At 62.0% G+C, this 18853-nt stretch carries 18 protein-coding genes; 12 read left to right on the top strand and 6 right to left on the bottom strand.

All coding sequences use genetic code 11. The features are described from left to right. Position 1: 1 nt before the first annotated feature. The 5 genes from moaE to G5154_RS06185 all read left to right on the top strand — a co-directional run bounded on the left by moaE (position 2) and on the right by G5154_RS06185 (position 4055). Positions 2-475 (top strand): molybdopterin synthase catalytic subunit MoaE, encoded by a 474-nt coding sequence (gene moaE / locus G5154_RS06205; protein ID WP_139407100.1) that lies wholly within the window; start codon positions 2-4, stop codon positions 473-475. A 91-nt stretch (positions 476-566) separates the two neighbouring features. After that, on the top strand, positions 567-1295 hold the full coding sequence (modA, locus tag G5154_RS06200; protein ID WP_421244097.1) for a molybdate ABC transporter substrate-binding protein: 729 nt from the start codon (positions 567-569) through the stop codon (positions 1293-1295). A gap of 111 nt (positions 1296-1406) precedes the next feature. Further along, the gene (gene modB / locus G5154_RS06195; RefSeq protein WP_005361814.1) at positions 1407-2087 is read left to right on the top strand and encodes a molybdate ABC transporter permease subunit; all 681 of its coding nucleotides are present in this window, start codon (positions 1407-1409) and stop codon (positions 2085-2087) included. After that, positions 2084-3187, top strand: a complete 1104-nt coding sequence (gene modC, locus G5154_RS06190; RefSeq protein WP_421250540.1) for a molybdenum ABC transporter ATP-binding protein — start codon at positions 2084-2086, stop codon at positions 3185-3187. The genes modB and modC overlap by 4 nt, the downstream gene beginning before the upstream one ends. A gap of 91 nt (positions 3188-3278) precedes the next feature. Beyond that, positions 3279-4055, top strand: a complete 777-nt coding sequence (locus G5154_RS06185) for an alpha/beta fold hydrolase (protein ID WP_421250539.1) — start codon at positions 3279-3281, stop codon at positions 4053-4055. A 71-nt stretch (positions 4056-4126) separates the two neighbouring features. Here G5154_RS06185 and moeB read toward each other — a convergent pair whose 3' ends face one another. Together moeB and moeA are read right to left on the bottom strand one after the other, a co-directional pair. Then, positions 4127-4882 carry a molybdopterin-synthase adenylyltransferase MoeB gene (gene moeB / locus G5154_RS06180; RefSeq protein WP_421250538.1) on the bottom strand — a complete coding sequence of 252 codons (756 nt, stop codon included), beginning with the start codon at positions 4880-4882 and terminating at the stop codon, positions 4127-4129. Further along, the gene (gene moeA / locus G5154_RS06175; protein ID WP_421250537.1) at positions 4879-6105 is read right to left on the bottom strand and encodes a molybdopterin molybdotransferase MoeA; all 1227 of its coding nucleotides are present in this window, start codon (positions 6103-6105) and stop codon (positions 4879-4881) included. Before moeA ends, moeB begins: the two co-directional genes overlap by 4 nt. A 227-nt stretch (positions 6106-6332) precedes the next feature. Between moeA and folE the strand changes: the two genes are divergently transcribed. Both folE and G5154_RS06165 read left to right on the top strand, forming a co-directional pair. Next, on the top strand, positions 6333-6989 hold the full coding sequence (folE, locus tag G5154_RS06170; protein WP_421250536.1) for a GTP cyclohydrolase I FolE: 657 nt from the start codon (positions 6333-6335) through the stop codon (positions 6987-6989). A gap of 412 nt (positions 6990-7401) precedes the next feature. Next, positions 7402-9057 carry a methyl-accepting chemotaxis protein gene (locus G5154_RS06165; protein WP_421250535.1) on the top strand — a complete coding sequence of 552 codons (1656 nt, stop codon included), beginning with the start codon at positions 7402-7404 and terminating at the stop codon, positions 9055-9057. Positions 9058-9129: 72 nt separating this feature from the next. Here G5154_RS06165 and G5154_RS06160 read toward each other — a convergent pair whose 3' ends face one another. Beyond that, positions 9130-10860, bottom strand: a complete 1731-nt coding sequence (locus tag G5154_RS06160; protein WP_421250534.1) for a formate--tetrahydrofolate ligase — start codon at positions 10858-10860, stop codon at positions 9130-9132. A gap of 67 nt (positions 10861-10927) precedes the next feature. Here G5154_RS06160 and G5154_RS06155 point away from each other — a divergent pair, with 67 nt between their 5' ends. Continuing rightward, complete coding sequence (locus G5154_RS06155; protein ID WP_106842653.1) at positions 10928-11356, top strand: hypothetical protein; 429 nt, start codon at positions 10928-10930, stop codon at positions 11354-11356. Between the two features lie 42 nt (positions 11357-11398). Here the strand turns inward: G5154_RS06155 and G5154_RS06150 are convergent, their stop codons facing one another. Further along, positions 11399-12301 (bottom strand): LysR family transcriptional regulator, encoded by a 903-nt coding sequence (locus G5154_RS06150; protein ID WP_421250533.1) that lies wholly within the window; start codon positions 12299-12301, stop codon positions 11399-11401. A 109-nt stretch (positions 12302-12410) separates the two neighbouring features. Here G5154_RS06150 and G5154_RS06145 point away from each other — a divergent pair, with 109 nt between their 5' ends. The 4 genes from G5154_RS06145 to G5154_RS06130 all read left to right on the top strand — a co-directional run bounded on the left by G5154_RS06145 (position 12411) and on the right by G5154_RS06130 (position 15400). Beyond that, a complete protein-coding gene (locus G5154_RS06145; protein WP_005334411.1) occupies positions 12411-12971 on the top strand; it encodes a YceI family protein in 561 nt (186 codons plus the stop codon). Continuing rightward, positions 12971-13708, top strand: coding sequence for a hypothetical protein (locus tag G5154_RS06140; protein WP_421250532.1), 738 nt, complete (start codon positions 12971-12973; stop codon positions 13706-13708). Before G5154_RS06145 ends, G5154_RS06140 begins: the two co-directional genes overlap by 1 nt. Before the next feature lie 182 nt (positions 13709-13890). Next, positions 13891-15015 carry an adenosylhomocysteinase gene (locus G5154_RS06135; RefSeq protein ID WP_421250531.1) on the top strand — a complete coding sequence of 375 codons (1125 nt, stop codon included), beginning with the start codon at positions 13891-13893 and terminating at the stop codon, positions 15013-15015. Between the two features lie 76 nt (positions 15016-15091). Then, complete coding sequence (locus tag G5154_RS06130; protein ID WP_019445942.1) at positions 15092-15400, top strand: SelT/SelW/SelH family protein; 309 nt, start codon at positions 15092-15094, stop codon at positions 15398-15400. Between the two features lie 114 nt (positions 15401-15514). Here G5154_RS06130 and G5154_RS06125 read toward each other — a convergent pair whose 3' ends face one another. Continuing rightward, entirely contained in the window at positions 15515-17224 is a 1710-nt protein-coding gene (locus G5154_RS06125) for a lysophospholipid acyltransferase family protein (RefSeq protein WP_159144013.1), read from the bottom strand. Between the two features lie 204 nt (positions 17225-17428). Continuing rightward, positions 17429-18652 carry a peptidase T gene (pepT, locus tag G5154_RS06120; protein WP_216961791.1) on the bottom strand — a complete coding sequence of 408 codons (1224 nt, stop codon included), beginning with the start codon at positions 18650-18652 and terminating at the stop codon, positions 17429-17431. Positions 18653-18853: the final 201 nt, after the last annotated feature.

Genomic DNA, 18853 nt, shown 5'->3' with positions numbered 1-18853 from the left:
GATGAGCGAGGCAACCATGACCGATCGCATTATGGTCCAGCGGGAGGATTTCTCGCTGGCGGACGAATATGCCCGTCTCGCCACCCGCCCCGACAGTGGCGCCATCGTCACCTTCGTTGGCAAGGTTCGCGACTTCAATCAGGGGGAGGAGGTGAAGGGGTTGGCCCTCGAGCACTACCCCGGCATGACCGAGAAGGCGCTGGCCGATATCGTGCAGGAGGCCCGTCGCCGCTGGCCGCTGCAGGAGTGTACCCTCATTCATCGTATCGGCGAGTTGTGGCTTGGCGATCAGATCGTGCTGGTGGCGGTGAGCAGTGCCCACCGCGACGCCGCCTTTGATGCCTGTCACTTCATCATGGATTTCTTGAAAACCCGGGCGCCGTTCTGGAAAAAAGAGCTGACCGCCGAGGGTGTGCAACGCTGGGTCGAGGCCAAGGAGAGCGACAACGCCGCCGCTGCCCGCTGGCAAGCCTGACCTACCTGTTCATCACGAGGGGCGCAGGTTCAACGGGAACCACGGCCCCGCCAAGGGGCGCGGATGTGCGGGCCCCATCAGGAGAAAGGGAATGAAACCGCTGTTATCTGTTGTCATCGCCGGCGTCTGCGCCGCCACCTTGCATACTGGTGCCGTGCAGGCCGATGAAGTGAAAGTGGCCGTGGCGGCCAACTTCAAGGGCTCCATAGATCGTATTGGCAAGGAGTTCACCGCCAAGACCGGCCATACCTTGGCCATCTCGTCTGCCGCCACCGGGGTGCTCTACACCCAGATCAGTCACGGCGCACCGTTCGATCTCTTCCTCTCCGCCGATGCGGCGACCCCCGAGAAGCTGGAAAAAGAGGGCAAGGGGAGCGATCGCTTCACCTACGCCATCGGCCAGCTGGGGCTGTGGAAGAAGGGGGGCCCGGCCCCTGACGAAGCGACCCTGCGCAGCTGGAAAGGCAACCTCGCCATCGCCAATGCCCGCACCGCCCCCTATGGTGCGGCCGCCATGGCGACCCTCACCCATCTCAAGATCGATCCCAAGCAGTACCGGTTGCTGACCGGCGCCAACATCGGCCAGACCTGGCAATTTGTCGACACCGGCAATGCTGAACTGGGCTTTGTCGCCTGGGCCAATCTGGTGGAAGCGGGCAAGACTGGCGAAGCCTGGGCAGTGCCTGCGAGCTTCTATCCCCCCATCGAGCAGCAGGGGCTGGTATTGAAGAAAGGCGCCGCGGTCGAGGCTCTGGTCGCCTGGCTCAAGGGGCCGGGTCAGGCGCAGATCAAGGCGGCGGGTTATGCCTTGCCCCAATAAGGGGATGGGCCTGATGCGATACCCTGAGTGGTCGGCCTTCGGGTCGGCCACTCTTTGCAATAAGGATGGATACCATGCCGTTGGGGGCATTTATCAACCGGGAGGTCGGCAATGAGTGAAGGGGATCTGCTGGCGGTCTGGCTCACACTGAAGCTTGCGGCCTGCACCACAGCGATTTTGCTGTTGCTGGCACCGCCGCTGGCCTGGTGGCTGTCGCGCAGTCAGAACCGGCTGCGGCCGCTGGTGGAGGCGCTGGTGGCACTGCCGTTGGTGCTGCCTCCCACGGTACTGGGTTTTTATCTGCTACTCGCCTTCTCCCCCGAATATGGTTTCGGCGCCTGGTGGCGCGACACCTTTGGCGCCCCGCTCGCCTTCAGCTTTCTCGGCCTGCTGTTTGCCTCCATCCTCTATTCGCTGCCGTTTGTGGTGCAGCCGCTCACCTCCGCCTTCGTCAACATGGGTAACAAGGAGCTGGAGGCTGCCGCTACCCTGGGGCTCGGCCCGCTGGAGCGCTTCTTTCACATCATCTTGCCGATGACCCTGCCCAGCTTCGTGATGGCGGCGGCGCTGGGCTTTGCTCACACCCTGGGGGAGTTCGGGGTGGTGCTGATGATTGGCGGCAATATCCCCGGCGAGACCCAGGTGCTTTCGATAGCCCTGTTTGATCATGTGGAGGCGATGGATTACCAGAACGCCCATATTCTGGCGGGCGGCCTGATGGCCTTCTCGCTGGTGATGCTAGTGCTGGTCTACGGGGTGCTGCAGCGCAGACAGCGGAGAGTGTTTGGATGAATCAGCCAGCCACTATTTCTTCGCCAAGCAATGCCTCGTGCAGCCATGTCCTGAACCTCCATGTCCGGCGCGAGTTTGGCCCTTTTACCCTCGACTGCGCACTGACCCTCGAGCTGGGGGGGATCCTCGGCCTGTTCGGCCCCTCCGGCTGCGGCAAGAGCACACTGCTGCGCATCATCGCCGGACTCGATCGCCGAAGTAGGGATCGCTTGCGGTGGCGCGATCGGGAGTATGCTCAACTTCTGCCCGAAGCGCGCCGGATCGGATTGGTGTTTCAGGACTCGCGCCTCTTCCCCCATCTGACGGTGCTTGGCAATCTGCAACTGGCGGCCCGCAAGGGGCGAGGGCGCTGGCAGCCCGAAGCGCTGGCGATGCGACTCGGTTTTGCCGATCTGCTGGGGCAGCCTGCCCATGCGCTTTCTGGCGGCCAACGCCAGCGGGTAGCATTGGGGCGGGCGCTGCTGGCCGAGCCTGATCTGCTGCTGCTCGATGAGCCTTTCTCGGCGCTCGATCGGCGCAGCCGCATCCATCAGGCCCATGTGCTCAAGGGGTTGCAGCAGGAGAGCGGTATCCCGATGATCTTCGTTAGCCACGCCATGGAGGAGGTGAGCCTGCTCTGCGATCAGCTGGTGCTGCTGGAAGGTGGCAGGGTGGAGGCGCAAGGTCGACCGAGCGAGATCTTCGCCCGTACCGACCTTTCGCTTGCCAGTCGCGACGATGCCGGGGTGATGCTGACGGCGACCCTCTCTCACTACGATAATGACGAGCAGATGGCGACTCTGCAGCTTGGTGAGCAACACTTGCGTGTCACCATGACTCATGTGCCGGACGAGGGGGGGCCCCTGCAGATCAAGGTGGCCGGGCGCGATGTGGTGATCGCCACCGCCCCCATCGAGCACTCCAGCCTTTCCAACTGTCTCGTCACCCGTCTGCTGGCGGTGCGCGAGGTGCGCCCCGGCCAGACCCTGTTGCAGTTGGCGCTGGGTGAGCAGATACTGCTGGCCCGGATCACCAGCCGCTCCGCCAGGCGGCTGGCGCTGGTGCCGGAGCAGCAGATCTACGCTTACATCAAGGCGGTGAGTTTGGTCAGCGAAGGCTGATTGGGCGCCGTGCTGATAACGTGGCAGGATGGCCACGGGCAATATAACAACGAGAGATGGTTCAGGTGATGAGTCGAGAGGCAATGAACTGATGCGCCGCAATCAGGTGATCAAATCCAACGGTCTTGCCCTGCGCAGTGCGGGAGAGGGCCCCTTACTGTTGCTGCTGCACGGGCTGGGCTCCTCCAGCCTCGACTGGCAGGCGCAGATCGAACGGTTTTCCGAACAGTACCGGGTGGTGGCGCTGGACTTGCGCGGCCACGGCCAGAGCATGCAGGAGGGGCCGTTCGATGTGGCGACCCTGGCAGCCGATGTGGTGAACTGGCTCGATGCACAGCAAGAACCCGCCTGGGTGGTGGGATTGTCGCTCGGGGCCATGGTGGCGCTGGAGCTGGCGCTGCAACTGCCCCACAAGGTGCAGGGGCTGGTGCTGGTCAACGGTGTTAGCGAGTTTCTGCTAGAGACCCCCAAAGAGCAGGAGCGTTACGCCCAGCGCCTCAAGTGGCTGCGCTGGTTTGGCATGCGGCCGCTCGCCTGGTGGCTGGGGCGCGAGCTTTTTCCCGGCCCGGAGCTGGCTCAGGTGCGCCACACCTTCCGGCTGCGTTTCGTGCGCAATAAAAAGAAAACCTACAAGGCGCTGCTGGAGGCGCTACCCGGCTGGTCGGTACGCGCCCGGCTCGGCGCCATCTGGCAGCCGGTGGCCATCATCTCCACCAGTCATGACTACCTGCCGCTGGCCAAACGGGTAGAGCAGTTTGCCGCCTTGCCCAACGCCACCATCCACACCCCCAACGGCCACCACGCCTGGCCTGCGGAAGACCCCTCGGGCTTTAATCACCTGTTGCAACGGATCCTCACGACCCATTGAGAAAGGGGTTGTTAGGCGCAGATACCAAAAAGCCGAACCACAGGGTTCGGCTTTTTTTGATCCCGTTTGCGTCAAGGATGGGAACAGACGGGGCAGTCGGGGCGTTTGGGCAGCTTCATCTCGCGGAAGGTGCCGCTCAGGCCATCGATCATCAGCAGGCGGCCGCTGTAGCTTTTGCCCATGCCCGCCAGCAGCTTGATGGCTTCGAGCGCTTGCAGGCTGCCCACCAATCCCACCACGGGGGCGAGCACTCCCGCCTCGACACAGGTGAGGGCCTGCTCGCCAAACAGGGCGCTGAGGCAGGCGTAGCAGGGTTCATCTTCCTGCCAGGTGAAGCTGCACAGCTGACCCTCCAGCCGGATTGCGGCGCCACTGACCAGCAGTACCCTGTGCTGGCGCGCCTTTTGGTTGAGCAGGTTGCGAATGGCCAGGTTGTCGGTGCAATCGAGCACCAGCTGATGTCGGGGCAGCTGGGTATCGAGCAGCGCCTCATCGGCCACGGCAGCGTGGGTCTCCACCTTGAGCCAGGGATTGAGGGCGCGCAGCGATTGCGCTGCTGAGTCTACTTTGTCGTGGCCAATTCGCTCATCGTTGTGTAGCACCTGACGCTGCAGGTTAGAGAGCTCCACCTTGTCGAAATCGACCAGGGTGAGCTGGCCAACCCCGGCCACCGCCAGATACTGGCTTGCAGCGCAGCCAAGGCCACCGGCGCCGATCACCAGCACCTTGGCTAGTTTGAGCGCTTCTTGTCCCTCGAAGTCGAAGGATTTGAGGATGATCTGGCGGTTGTAGCGCAGCAGTTCGGCGTCGCAGAGGATCTCGCTCACAGCAGCAATCCTCCGAATGGCTCGACGGTCACCGTCTCGCCCGCGGCAACGCGACCCCGTTCCCGTTCGAGGACGATGTAGCAGTTGGCCCGCGACAGGGAGCTGAACACGGCGGAGTCCTGCGAGCCGGTGCTGCGCACCTCGAGACCGTTTGGCCCCTGGCTCAGCACGCCGCGCTGGAAGTCGAGTCGGCCCGGGCTCTTTTTGAGTGGCTCGGCCGCAATGGCTTGCAGCTGGAGTGGGCGCTCGAACTGCTGGCCTGCGAGCTTGGCCAGCGCCGGTTGCACCAGCTGATCGAAGGTAACCATGGCGGAGACCGGGTTGCCCGGCAGGCCGAAGAACCAGGCGCGGGGCAGGCGGCCGAAGGCAAATGGCTTGCCCGGCTTGATGGCCAGCTTCCAGAAGCCGATCTCGCCGAGCTCGTCCAGCAGCTGTTTGGTGAAGTCCGCTTCCCCTACCGAAACGCCGCCGGTGGTGATCAGCACATCGGCCTCTTCATCAGCGCGGATAAATGCGGCACGCAGCTGGGCGGGATCATCCGGGATGATGCCAAGGTCGAGGCAGTCGCAGCCCAGCCGCGCCAGCATGGCCCGCACGCCGTAGCGGTTGGAGTCGTAGATGTCGCCGTGGGCCAGCGGGGTGCCAACCGGCTTGAGCTCGTCACCTGTGCTGAAAATAGCCACTTTCAGCGGTCGGCGTACCGGCACGGTCGCGATGCCGAGGGAGGCCAGCAGCGGCATCTCGCGCGGGGTAAGGCGGGTGCCAGCTTGCAACACACAGGCCCCCTTGCCGATATCGCTGCCGGCGCGGCGGATATTCTGGCCCGGTTCGGGCTGTGCCAGAAAAGTGATCCGATCGCCGTCGGCCTGCGTTTCTTCCTGCATCACCACTGCATCTGTCCCTGCGGGAACCGGGGCACCGGTCATGATACGCACGCAGTGGCCGGCGGGCCATTCGCCCTGATAGGGCTGACCGGCAAAGGCTTTGCCCGCCATGATGAGCGGGATGCCGGCGGCGAGATCGGCCAGGCGCACGGCGTAACCGTCCATGGCGGAGTTGTCGAACGGGGGCACGGCGAGGGGAGAGGCGATGTCGCTGGCAAGGATCCGGCCAAGGGCCTCTGGCAGGGGCAGTTGCTCGCTGTCGCAACAGCAGGCCAGTTGCTCCAGCATTCCTTGCAGGGCATCGCTTAACGGCAGTAGTCCGCTGGTATCAAATCCCATCGTCATGACCTCTTGTGATGATTGAAGGCGGGATTATCACAAAAATTGCCGGGGATGGGCAGCGGATGGGGCGGTAAAAGTCGGGCTATGGTCATAAAGTATGATGACGGACGCAAGTTGACTTGAATATTGGCGGCAATGGCCGTTTACTATGCCGCCTTACAATCATCAAGCTTGGGGTGGCCAGCGTGGCGGCCCCGACGTCCCTGAGCATGGGAGAGAAGAGAATGACAACACTGAGTCAGGAAGCCTTGCTGGTCAGGGCGGCCCTCGAGGCCCAGGGACTGGAAACCCCCCTGGTTGCCAACGAGCTGAACAGCCAGCAGAAGCGGGAGAAGATCGAAGGCCATATGCGCTCCATCATGGAGACGCTGGGGCTCGATCTGACCGATGACAGTCTGGCTGAGACGCCGCACCGCATCGCCAAGATGTACGTCAACGAGATTTTCTCCGGACTCGATTACTCCACCTTCCCCAAGGTGACGGTGATCGAGAACAAGATGCAGGTGGACGAGATGATCATGGTGCGGGACATCAGCCTCACCAGCACCTGCGAACACCACTTCGTCACCATCGACGGGATGGCCCATGTGGCCTATATCCCTCGTGGCAAGGTGATTGGCCTGTCGAAGATCAACCGCATCGTGCAGTTCTTCGCTCGCCGTCCCCAGGTGCAGGAGCGGCTGACCCAGCAGATCCTGCTGGCGCTGCAGACCCTGCTCGGCACCAAGGATGTGGCCATCAGCATCAAGGCGACCCACTACTGTGTCAAGGCGCGCGGAGTGATGGACTCCACTTCCTATACCACCACCACCTCCCTCGGCGGGGTGTTCAAGACCCAGCCCGATACCCGGACCGAATTTCTGGGTGGCCTGCGCGGATAAGATGGCGGTTGTTTTGTAACCGCCTTGCTGAATAAACGAGACGCCAGCAGCTATTGCTGGCGTTTTTCATTGGTTCCGGATGAGAGTGGCGGCCTGCAACGGCTTGACCTGCTCGGCTTGCCTTATGCAAACGTTATGCATTTTTTTCGATTTATTCATCTGAGCGGTATATTTAATCGAACACGAAAAAAACCTCGTTTTCACCTTACAAAAAGTAACCGGGCAGACTCTTTCCGAACCATCACAATCCGGTTACTCTAGCGCCCCCTCACGGCTCTCGCTGCCGCTCATGGAATTCAGAGATATTCATCAAGGTTGGATGGTGCGCCACTGAACAGGTGGCCAGATAGTTCATGCCAGGAGGGCGTGAACCGGACGAGTGCTACGAATTTAACGACCACCAGGATATCCCATGAATACCAGTACCATGACCATAGGTAAAAAACTCACCGCCGGCTTTGCCGTGCTCGGTTTGATGGTCGCCTTTATCGGCGGTTTTGCCCTTGTCCAGTTTGGCAATATGAATGATGTTGCCATCCGGTTTACCGACAGTATCTTGCCAGCGGTTAATCGCACCAGTGCGATCGGGGATTCTCTCGGTGAGTTGCGTCGTTATGAGCTGGGTTATTTCGTGGTGGCCGCCGAGCCGCTGAAAAGGGCTGAATATCGGAATATTGCCAGTCAGCAGCTTAACTCGATCGCGCAGCAGCTGATTGCCCATGACAAGACGATCTGGCCTGAGGATGTGGCGGAGCGCCGTACCTTCGATACGGTGAAATCTGACTGGGATCGTTACGTCGCCCTGCACCAGCGAGTCCAACAGCTGCAAGACAGCGATCAGCTTGCCGAAGCCCAACGCATCTTCCTTGAGGAGGGGGTTCCCCTTTACACCGCGCTGAGCAAGTCAGTGGCCTCCCTTATTCAGATTAACCATGGTTATGCCTCTGAATCCCGCAGTGACATTGTCGCCTCTTACCAATCCGCCAACCTGAGCGTCACCATCGCACTGGTGCTCGGTTTGATCCTGGTGGTGGTGCTCTCAGTGGTACTGACTCGCCAGATCCGCGACCCGCTGATCATGCTGGCCCGTCAGGCCCAGCGCATTGCCAATGGTGATCTGGGTCAGGGCGAACTGCAGGAGTGGATCCGCGACAGCCGCTTCAACCGCGACGAACTGGGCCAGCTGGGTTCCGCCATCAACCGGATGCAGGGCTCCCTCTCCGATCTGGTGAGCGAGATCGCTGGCTCCGTGAGCCAACTCAGCAGTGCGGTGGAGGAGGTGAGCGCCATCTCCAGCCAGTCTGCCAGCGGCATGGCTATCCAGCAGAACGAAGTCTCCCAGGTGGCGACTGCCATGAATGAGATGCAGTCCACCGTCAACGAAGTAGCCCGCAACACCACGGATGCCATGAGCGCCGCCAAGGATGCCTCCCGCACCTCCGCTGCTGGCAGCGAAGTGGTGCGCAGCTCGATTACCAGCATCGAAGAGGTGTCGGTCAAGATTGAACAGGCAGGCACAGTGGTACAGCAACTGGAGGCCGACAGCGCCAACATCAGCGTGGTGCTGGATGTGATCCGCGATATTGCCGGTCAGACCAACCTGCTGGCCCTTAACGCGGCCATCGAAGCGGCCCGTGCCGGTGAGCAGGGTCGTGGTTTTGCGGTCGTCGCCGATGAAGTTCGCTCCTTGGCACAGCGTACCCAGGACTCCACCGCCGAGATCAGCAAGATGATCGAGCTGTTGCAGAGCCGCGCCGCCGAGGCGGGCAACGCCATGCAGCTGAGCCGTCACCAGATGCAGGAGAGCGTCGGTCTGGCGCGGGACGCCGGCACCAGTATCGAGACTATCAATGGTGCCGTGGTGCGCATCACCGACATGAACACCCTGATCGCCACCGCCACCGAAGAGCAGAACGCGGTGACCGAAGAGCTCAATCGCAGCATCGTCAACATTCACAATGCCGCTGACGAGAATGCCCAGGGCGCTCATCAGATCGCCCAGGCTTGCGTCGAGCTGAGCAAGCTGGCCAACACCCTGCACCATATGACCCAGCGCTTCACCCTCTAAGGGTTGATGCATGGGTAACAGAAGGCCCCGCCAATTGGCGGGGCCTTGTTGTTTCTGTCGTTGTGGAAGGGCTCAGCTCAGTCCGACTATCTCGCCGTTCTCATCGATATCGATATGGCGATAGGCAGGCAAACTGCCCAGCCCCGGCATGGTCATGATGGGGCCCGCCAGCGCATAGACGAAGCCTGCACCGGCGCAGAGCTTCACCTCGTCGATGGGCACCTCGAAATCGGTCGGCACCCCTTTGAGGGCGGGGTCGTGGCTGATGGAGAGCGGCGTCTTGGCCACGCAGATGGGCAAGTGATCCCACCCTTCGGCAGAGAGTTGGGCCAGCTGCTGGCGGGCTTTATCGGAGATCTGCACCCCGCGACCGCCGTAGCCGCACTCCACCAGGGTCGCCAGCTTGGCGTCGAGGCTCATCTCGTCGGGGTAGAGCAGTTTGACCTTGCTTGGCTGCTCGCAGGCGGCCACCACGGCGCGGGCCAGCTCGCTGGCGCCTGCACCGCCCTGGATGAAGGCGTTGGAGATGGCCGCGCCACAGGCGCCGGCTTGCTGCGCTTCATGGGCCAGCAGCGCCAGCTCGGCCTCGCTGTCGGTGGGGAAGCGGTTGATGGCGACCACCACCGGCATCCCGTAGCGGCGGGCGTTCCGGATATGCCAGGCGAGGTTGGCGCAGCCTTGCTTGAGGGTTGGCAGATCTTCCCCCTGCAGGCTGGCTGGCAGTGGCTGGCCCGGTCGGATATCGAGCAGACCGCTGTTGGCTTTGAGGCCGCGCACCGTGGCCACCAGCACCACGCAGGCGGGGGTAATACCGGATTGGCGGCTCTTGATGTTGAAGAACTTCTCCAGCCCCATGTCGGAGCCAAAACCCGCCTCGGTCACCACATAGTCGGTCAGGCCAAGGGCGATGCGATCGGCGATCACCGAGGAGTTGCCGTGGGCGATATTGGCAAAGGGACCAGCGTGCACCAGCACCGGCGTCTGCTCGGTGGTTTGCATCAGGGTCGGCTGCAGCGCGTCTTTGAGCAGCACCGTCATGGCGCCCGCCACTTCCAGCTGCTCGGCAGTGATGGGCTTGCCGTGGATATCGCGGGCCAGCTGGATGCGGCCGATGCGCTGACGCAGGTCTTTCAGATCGCTCGCCAGCGCCAGAATGGCCATCAGCTCGGAAGCGGCGGTGATGACGAAATGATCGCTGCGCTCCACCCCATCACTTACGCCGCCCTGACCTATGGTGAGGTGACGCAGGGCGCGGTCATTCATGTCGAGGGTGCGCGGCCAGAGGATGTTATCGGCATCGATATCAAGCCGCGGCAGGCCGGTTTTGGCGGTGAACTCTGTACCCAGTTTCTGTTCGTGGAACAGGCGGGCATCGAGAGCTGCAGCCGCCAGATTGTGGGCCGCCGTCAGGGCGTGAAAATCGCCGGTGAGGTGGAGGTTCATCTCCTCCATCGGCACCACCTGGGCGTGGCCGCCACCGGCTGCGCCCCCCTTGACCCCGAATACCGGGCCGAGGCTCGGCTGGCGGATAGTGGCGATGCTGGGCTGGCCGATATGGTTGAGCCCCATGGAGAGGCCAAGGGTGGTCACCGTCTTCCCTTCACCGAGCGGGGTCGGGGTGATGGCGCTCACCAGTACCAGCTTGCCGCTCTGCTTGGGCTGAGACGTGAGCAGGTCGAGGCTGAGTTTGCCTTTGTAGTGGCCATGAGGGCTGAGCTGGTGCTGGGGGATGGCGAGGCGTTCGGCCAGCGCGAGGATTGAGAGACGGGGGGACTGGCGGGAGATCTCGATATCGCTTAGCATCAGCACCTCGTTGGCATATCGGGGTAAAATATGCGCCGCAGTCTAGTGGAATATAACGGGTAATCCAATGACGAAAACGATTTTATTTGGTGAAGGTGAGGTTCGTCAGAATCCTGTTCGGCTGGATCTCAACGCACTCTATCATCCCCCCAAGCAGCCGATGACGGCGCTGGGGATTGTCAGCGCGCTGGTGCCGTTGTTCGGTTTCGGCTGGCAGGCGATGACCCAGGACCCCGAAACCCAGCTGCGCCACGAGATCCGCAAACGGGTCAACAAGCACAAGACCGACGAGGCAAACCTCATTTTGATCCTGCAGCTGGCCGCCATGTTTGACTGCCCCGAGATTGAAGTGGCGCTCCCCTATGCCCTCAGTGAGCCGCAGTTGTCGGTGATCCGCACCCGTCTGCCACGCTGGCAGTTAAGCCTCGAGCAGGAGCGTCTGCTAGCCAAGCTCACCCCTGTTGCTGCATCCACCACCGCACCCGACCAGCGTTAGGTTTCAAGCTGGACCAGCAGGCCGTACCCTCTGCTCTGGCCATCAGGTCGGCACATCCCACTGTTGCGGGGCGAGATAGCGCTCCTGCACGAACTCGATAAAGCAGCGCACCTTGGCCGAGACGAAGCGGCGGTGCGGATAGACCGCATAAAGTCCCACCTCTCCCTTGTCCCACTCCGGCAGCAGGCTGACCAGCTGCCCTGACCGCAGGGCCTCCCCTACGATAAAGGTGGGCTGCAATATGATGCCCTGATCATCACAAGCGGCGCGGGTCAGCGCCACCCCGTTGTTGGCCCGCAGCGGCCCCTGTGGCCGGATGCTCTGCTGCTCGTTTCCCCGTTTGAAGTGCCACTCCGGCTGGGTCAGGGTGTAGATCAGACAGTCGTGCTGCTTGAGATCCTCGGGTTTTTCCGGTCTGCCCTTGTGTGCCAGGTAGGCGGGACTGGCGCAAAGCTCGACCCGAATGGTGGCAAGCTGGCGCGCCACCAGCGAGGAGTCGCTGAGGTGGCCGATCCGCAGCGCCAGATCGAATCCCTCTTCCACCAGCGCTACCCGCCGGTCACTGTACTCGATATCGAGCTTGAGATCGGGAAAGCGCTGGCGAAACAGCGGCAGGGCGGGGGAGAGGTGCAGATAGCCAAAATCCATCGGCACCGAGAGCTTGAGTGTGCCGTTGGGCTGCTGGTTGTGGTGGGTCAGCTGGCTGTGGGTCTCTTCCAGCTCCGCCAGCAGGGCGAGGGAGCGCTGGTAGTAAAATTGGCCCGCCTCGGTGGGATTGACCTGGCGGGTAGTGCGCGACAGCAGCCGGGTGGCGAGGGACTCCTCCAGCTGCTGCATCAGTTTGGAGGCCATGGCGACCGAGATGCCGAGCTGGTTGGCAGCCTTGGTAAAGCTCTGGCACTCCACCACCTTGATAAAGGTGCGCATGGCGGCGATCTGGTCCATTTTCCATCCTCAGTAAATAATGAATTTAATAAATCACTGATTATTCATCTTCAGAACGAGGTTAGCATTTTAACCACTGATGTGAACCCCAAGATGAAGGAACGAACGGATGAAAATGACCAAGGCTCTGCTGGCCTCCTGCCTGTTTATGGCGACCCCTCTGATGGCGGCGGATTACGATGTGGATGCGGCGCACACCACAGTGCAGTTCAAGGTGGGTCACCTGGGCTTCTCCGAGCTGGTGGGTCGCTTCAACACCTTCAGCGGCACCTTCAGCATGGATGACGCCAACCCGGCGGCGGCCAAGGCGAGCTTTGAAGTGGATGCCGCCAGCGTCGACTCCAATCACGAGGCCCGCGACAAGCACCTGCGCAGCCCTGACTTCCTCGACGTGAAGCAGTATCCCAAGATGACCTTCGTCAGCTCCGCTTACGAGGGCACCAAGGATAAAGGCGTGCTGAAAGGGACCCTGACCCTGCACGGCGTCTCCAAGGAAGTGGCCTTCGATCTGGTCAAGATCGGTGAGGGCAAGGATCCCTGGGGCGGCTACCGCAGCGGTTTCAACGCCTCCACCACCATCAAGCGCAGTGACTTTGGCGTGAGCTACATGCTGCCCGGCATTCCGGACGAGATGAACATCAACCTGTTTGTCGAAGGCGTGCGCAAGTAATGGGCGCGGAACTTCTGCTGCAAACCCTGGCGGCTCCTCTGGGAGCCGCTTTGCTATCGTGGCGCTGGCCGCGACTGGGTTATCTGTGGGGCGCGCTGGCGCTCTGGCTGGTGGGATCCTGGCTCGGTGGCCTCTATGGCATGCCGGAAAAGGCGTGGCAGTGGCTGCCGCTGACCCTGCTGGTGCCCGCCATTGCGGCTCAGGTGAACGATCTGCGCGGCTCGCTGCTGCTCTTTGGGGTGTTCAGTGCGTTGGTGTGGTGGCAGGGATTGGCCTCGGTACTGGCGAGCGAACCCGGGATCTGGCTGGCGCTACTGCCCGCCATCCTCTGGTTTGGTTGGAGCACCTTGCGCTGTGACAGCCGCGAAGGGCTCGGGTTTGCCCTCGGCTTTATCTGGCTGGCGCTGGTGATCGGCATCGATGGCAGCCTGCTGATTGCCCAGCTGGCCGGTGCGCTGGCCGCTTTCGCCGGTTTTCGCGCCCTGCTTGCCACCTTTGTTGGCATCAAGGTAGCACCCGCCGGTCTGGCGCTGGCCCTCGCCTTAGTCCAGATGCTCGCCTGGCAATATGTGGAGGTGCCGCTGGCGGTGTTGCTACCGGTCTGGCTGTTGCCGCTGCTGGAGTGGTTTTTGCGTGACAAGTCCTTGCCTGTGCGCTGGGGGGGGATACTCCTGCTCGCCGCTTCGGGAACCGGACTCAGCCTCTGGACGGTGTGGCCAGAAGCTTCGTTGTACTGATTTTTGCATGAAAAACAGTCGATTACGGTCATTTTTGCTTACCCGCTCATACTCTTGACAGATAATGATTGAGCCCCCTATGTGTTTCAGATAAAAAGGATTTTCATTTTATTTGGACACACACAGAACCCGGCCGCGCCGGGTTCTGTTTGCCTGCTTTGCGGCACATAAGGAGGCCACAGTTGCGCAGTCAAGGATCTGAGCATCTGTTTTTTCGCCATTTCACCGGACAGGGACGTATCGACGGTCTCTGCATTCTGCTGGTCACTCACCTGCTTCCCGATCGCCCCCGTTTTATCGATGCCCTCGGTCAGATTGGGCGGATTGGCGCGATTTTACCCAAACCGAAATCGGTACACGGACCTACCTTCGAGTGGGTATCCCAGCACTATCCGGTGCTGCCCCTTAACCGGCACTGGACCAATGATCCCGACAGTCTCATCCAGCAAATTGCACCGCTGGTGGCCCCCCACGAGCGGTTGCTGATCCTCGACATAGGCGGTTACTTTGCCAAAACCCAGGTGATCTTGAGTGAATACTTCGGCCCCCGTTTCCTCGGGGTGGTGGAGATGACCGAGAACGGCCATCAACGCTATGAGCAGGAGGTGCTGGCTACCCCGGTTGTGTCGGTGGCGCGCAGCCCCCTCAAGCAGGCCGAGGATATCCAGATTGGTTTGAGCGTGGTCTACTCCGCGGAGTCGCTGGCTCGCACCCTCAATCGCACCTTCAACGTCTGCGAAGCCGTGCTCTTTGGCTATGGCAAGGTGGGGCGCAGCATCGCCCGCGACCTGCGCTGTCGCAACCTCCATCTCGGGCTGGTGGAGACCGATGTGCTGCGACAGGTCGAAGCGCTCTCTCACGGTTTTCGCCTGATCACCAAGGCCGAGGCGTTGAGCCGTGCCGAGCTGGTGATCTGCTCTACCGGCAACGGCTCGCTGGACTTGGCGGATCTGCAAGCGCTGCGCCCCGGCACCATGGTCGCTTCGGTCACCTCGGCTGACGACGAGTTCGCCTTCTCGCTGGCCCAGTTGCCGTGGCCGAGCGAAGAGGTGTGCCCCCATGTGCTGGCCCTCAACCGGCCGGATGGTACCCAGATCTACCTGCTCAACCGGGGCGAGGCGGTTAACTTCGTCCATGGCGCCGTGATTGGTGAATATGTCTATCTGGTGCTGGCGGAGATCATGGAAGGGATCCGGATGCTGGCGGCAGGCCCTCTTGCACCCGGCCTGTTCGAGCTGCCAGAATCGGCGATGCGTACCATTGCCCGCCATTGGCTGGCCGATTTTCATGGGGTTGAACAGCACTGATTTGACCAAACCGGGATCGGCTATTGGGCAGCGGTACGCCACTTCCCGCCATTGTCGCTTTTTTATGGAGTCACTCATGACCGAGTCTGAAACCCTGATCAGCAAACCCCGCATCGAAATCCGCTACTGCACCCTCTGTCGCTGGATGCTGCGCGCCGCCTGGCTGGCGCAGGAGCTGCTATCCACCTTTGACAGCGATCTGGGGGAGGTGGCGCTGGTGCCGGCCAGCAAGGGGGAGTTTCGCATTCTGGTGGGCGGGGTGCAGGTGTGGGATCGGGTGGTCGATGACGGCTTCCCCGAGGCCAAGGAGATCAAACAGCGGGTGCGTGACGTCATCGCTCCGGAGCGGGATCTCGGCCACTCGGATCGCAAGGCGGCCGAGTAACGCCAGATGGGCCGAGCGCCTCGAAAAGGTGCTGAGCATGAGAGCTAAAGGAGAGGGAGGCCATGGCCTCTCTCTCCTTTTTTGCCTTTGGCTGTTTGCCTGGCGCCTGCAGGGTTATAAGCGCGGCTCGGCCAGATGACTGCCGATATAGCGGGCCCGCTTGTGGGACTTGATGCGGCTCACATCGACCCACACCAGCCCGTCGATGCAGTGGTTGAAGTCGGGGTCGATACCAAAGTCCATAAATTGCACCCCGCCCGGCTCGCACAGCTCGGAGTACTGCTTGTAGAGGGTGGGGATGGCGCAGCCCAGATTGTCGAGACGGGCCTTGAGTGCTTTGAGATCGGCGCCGTAATCCACCCCTTCGAACAGAGGCTGCGTCTCGGGGTAGGGACGGCGGGAGGGGGCCAGCGCAAGCTCGGGGGCAAAGTGCTGGCGGTAGAAGCTCACCAGCAGATCCTTGGCCGCCGGCGGCAGGCTGCCGGAGAGCGACACCGGGCCAAACAGGTAGCGGTAGCGGGGATAGCGGGCCAGATAGGCACCGATGCCGAACCAGAGATAATCGAGCCCCCGCTTGCCCCAGTAGGCGGGCTGGATAAAGCTGCGGCCAAGCTCGATGGCCTGCTCCAGCCGGGGCAGCAGCTTATCCTCAAAGCCGAACAGGGTGTGGCTGTAGAGGCCATCCTTCCCCTTGCTGGCCAGCAGCTCGGCCACCGGGGCGAACCGGTAGGCACCGATAATATCGAGCCGGGCCGGATCCCAGAGGATCAGGTGGTGATAGTCGTTGTCAAAGCCATCGAGATCCCGCCGCTTGCCGGATCCTTCCCCCACAGCGCGAAAGGCGATCTCCCGCAGTCGCCCCAGCTCGCGCAGGATCACCGAGTGACTCAGTTCATGGCGGCGGTAGAGGTAGATCCCCTGACCATCCGGGGTGGTGCCGAGCTGTTCGCAGCTTTCGATGGCCTGTTTGAGCTGGCGGCGATCCTCCGGCAGGGCGATGGGGGCCTCGGTCTGCAGGCGCCCCGCCTTGCCACGGCCAATCCGGTAGAGGTGGTTGCGCACCAGCCGCGCCGCCGTCTTGGCGGGCAGCTCCTGAAAACTGCCGAGTGGAATGCGTGCCCCTATGGTCACCGGCAGGGTCTGCCCCTGCTGGCGAAACAGCTGGCGTACCAGCAACAGAGCGGAGGCGGGCTTGTTGAGCCAGGAGGCGAGATAGAACCAGAGGCTGTTGCGCCCCCCCAGATGGATGGGCACCAGCGGGGTGCGGGTGCGCTGGGCCAGTTTGATAAAGCCTGCCTGCCAGGGGCCATCTTTCACCCCCTTGAGGCCAAGCCGCGAGACTTCGCCTGCGGGGAAGATCACCAGTGCCCCTTCATGGGCGAGGTGTTCATTCATAGCGAGGATGGCCTGTCGATCGGTCTTGCCCTCCATATTGTCTACCGGCAATAGCAGAGGGCGCAGCGGCGCGAGCTGGGCCAGCAGCTGGTTGGCGACGATCTTCACATCGGGGCGGATGCGGCCGAGCAGTTGCAGCAGCGCCAGTCCATCCAGCGAGCCGATGGGATGGTTGGCAACAAGAATGACCCGGCCACTGGCGGGAATATGCTCCAGTTGCGCCTCGCTGACCCGATAGTCGAAATCGAGCTGGGTCAGCGCCTGCTCGACAAAGTCGAGGCCGCGCAGGTGCGGGTAGCGGGTGGCAAAGTCGGCAAAGGCACGTTCGTTGAGCAGCCAGCCCAACAGCCGCTTTAACAGCGGGGTGAGCAGGGGGTAGCCAAGCAGGCGGGGGAAGTGCTGGGTCAGCAGGGTATCGATAGTGAACATCTGGAGGGCTCCGGCGATCCGTTGCTCCCAGCATGATCTGGCACTGTTCCAGCGACATGTCAGCGGGATGACAGTTTGATGGCAGCGGCAGCCAGTAGCTCCTGAGCGACCCTCCCCCGGTTTCCCTTTCCTGATGGGGGGATGGCCAGATAGCAAGGGAGGAGCCGGTTAACCGGCTCCCCCCTTGGTTGTCATGGTAATCGATTAACCGCGCCAGGCTGCGGTGAGGCGCACCAGCTCCACCAGGGTGGCGACCGATTTCTCCATGGATTGCAGCGGGATGAACTCGTGCTTGCCGTGGAAGTTGTGACCACCGGTAAAGATGTTGGGGCAGGGCAGGCCCATAAAGGAGAGGCGGGCGCCATCGGTACCGCCGCGAATGGGCTTGATTTTCGGCACCACGTCGGCGGCCTCCATGGCGGCCTTGGCCAGCTCGACGATATGCATGTGCGGCTCGATCTGGCTGCGCATGTTGCGATAGCTGTCGGTCAGGGTCAGCTCGATGCGGGCCTTGGGATATTCGGCCTGCAGGGCGGCCACCCGGCTCTGCATCTCGGCCTTGCGTGCGGCGAAATGTTCGTCGTCGAAGTCACGGATGATGTAGTGCAGGGTGCTCTCCTCCACGGTGCCGCTCATCTGGGCCAGATGGAAGAAGCCCTCATACCCGTCGGTACACTCCGGGGTCTCTTCGGCCGGCATGGCAGCGTGGAAGCGGGCGGCCAGGGTTTGGCTGTTGATCATGCTCCCCTTGGCGGTGCCGGGGTGGACGTTATTGCCGATAAAACGCACCGTGGCGCTGGCGGCGTTGAAGTTTTCATACTCCAGCTCGCCCAGTTCGCCGCCATCCACGGTATAGGCCCACTTGGCCGGGAATCTCTCCAGCGGGAACAGGTTGGCGCCGCGGCCGATCTCCTCATCCGGAGTAAAGCCGACCCAGATATCGCCACGTGGGATCTCGGGGTGGGCCTGCAGGTGGTCGATGGTGGTGAGGATCTCGGCGATACCCGCCTTGTCATCGGCGCCAAGCAGGGTGGTGCCGTCGGTGGTGATGAGATCCTGACCCAGGTAGTTTTTCAGGAAGCGGTAGTCACGGATGGCGAGCACCTCGTCACCCTTGCCAAGGCAGATGTCGCCGCCCTGATAGTTCTCGATGATTTGCGGTACTACGTGCTCTGCCTCGTAGTCGGCGGTGTCCATGTGGGCAATCAGGCCGATGGCGGGGGCGTCCGGCTGGTTGCCCGGCAGGCAGCCGGTGAGGTAGCCGTGCTCATCCAGAGTGACCCGGGTTAGCCCCAGCGCCTTCATCTCTTCTTGCAGGGCGCGGGCAAAGATCAGTTGTCCCTCGCTGCTGGGGCAGGCTGGATTGGTCTCATCGGAGCGGGTATGAAAAGTTACGTAACGCAGAAAACGCTCAAGCAGGGTATCCATTAGTCAGCCTCTAACCGATTGTGAGCGGTCATTGTGGCCAATCCGTGCGGGGCACTCATTGCGTCAGCGCAGGTTTTTCCCATTTTTTGACGCAAGGGAAGAGCGGCGAATGTGCGGCGCGCGGGGCAACTTCGGCGAGGGGATGCGCATAAATGTGGCATTTATTGCAATATTTAGGCGCTGGCGGAGGCAGCCAAATTC

Source organism: Aeromonas sp. 600527, from assembly GCF_049175415.1.
In the GTDB taxonomy this organism is placed as follows: Bacteria; Pseudomonadota; Gammaproteobacteria; order Enterobacterales; family Aeromonadaceae; genus Aeromonas; species Aeromonas veronii_A.
The sequence above is the reverse complement of the archived record's forward strand: the minus strand, read 5'-3'. Positions and strand labels throughout refer to the sequence as shown.

Coding starts and splice junctions, on each gene's coding strand:
- moaE (WP_139407100.1), top strand. CDS start 2: ATGAGCGAGGCAACCATGACCGATCGCATTATGGTCCAGCGGGAGGAT.
- modA (WP_421244097.1), top strand. CDS start 567: ATGAAACCGCTGTTATCTGTTGTCATCGCCGGCGTCTGCGCCGCCACC.
- modB (WP_005361814.1), top strand. CDS start 1,407: ATGAGTGAAGGGGATCTGCTGGCGGTCTGGCTCACACTGAAGCTTGCG.
- modC (WP_421250540.1), top strand. CDS start 2,084: ATGAATCAGCCAGCCACTATTTCTTCGCCAAGCAATGCCTCGTGCAGC.
- G5154_RS06185 (WP_421250539.1), top strand. CDS start 3,279: ATGCGCCGCAATCAGGTGATCAAATCCAACGGTCTTGCCCTGCGCAGT.
- moeA (WP_421250537.1), bottom strand. CDS start 6,105: ATGGGATTTGATACCAGCGGACTACTGCCGTTAAGCGATGCCCTGCAA.
- folE (WP_421250536.1), top strand. CDS start 6,333: ATGACAACACTGAGTCAGGAAGCCTTGCTGGTCAGGGCGGCCCTCGAG.
- G5154_RS06165 (WP_421250535.1), top strand. CDS start 7,402: ATGAATACCAGTACCATGACCATAGGTAAAAAACTCACCGCCGGCTTT.
- G5154_RS06160 (WP_421250534.1), bottom strand. CDS start 10,860: ATGCTAAGCGATATCGAGATCTCCCGCCAGTCCCCCCGTCTCTCAATC.
- G5154_RS06155 (WP_106842653.1), top strand. CDS start 10,928: ATGACGAAAACGATTTTATTTGGTGAAGGTGAGGTTCGTCAGAATCCT.
- G5154_RS06150 (WP_421250533.1), bottom strand. CDS start 12,301: ATGGACCAGATCGCCGCCATGCGCACCTTTATCAAGGTGGTGGAGTGC.
- G5154_RS06145 (WP_005334411.1), top strand. CDS start 12,411: ATGAAAATGACCAAGGCTCTGCTGGCCTCCTGCCTGTTTATGGCGACC.
- G5154_RS06140 (WP_421250532.1), top strand. CDS start 12,971: ATGGGCGCGGAACTTCTGCTGCAAACCCTGGCGGCTCCTCTGGGAGCC.
- G5154_RS06130 (WP_019445942.1), top strand. CDS start 15,092: ATGACCGAGTCTGAAACCCTGATCAGCAAACCCCGCATCGAAATCCGC.
- G5154_RS06125 (WP_159144013.1), bottom strand. CDS start 17,224: ATGTTCACTATCGATACCCTGCTGACCCAGCACTTCCCCCGCCTGCTT.
- pepT (WP_216961791.1), bottom strand. CDS start 18,652: ATGGATACCCTGCTTGAGCGTTTTCTGCGTTACGTAACTTTTCATACC.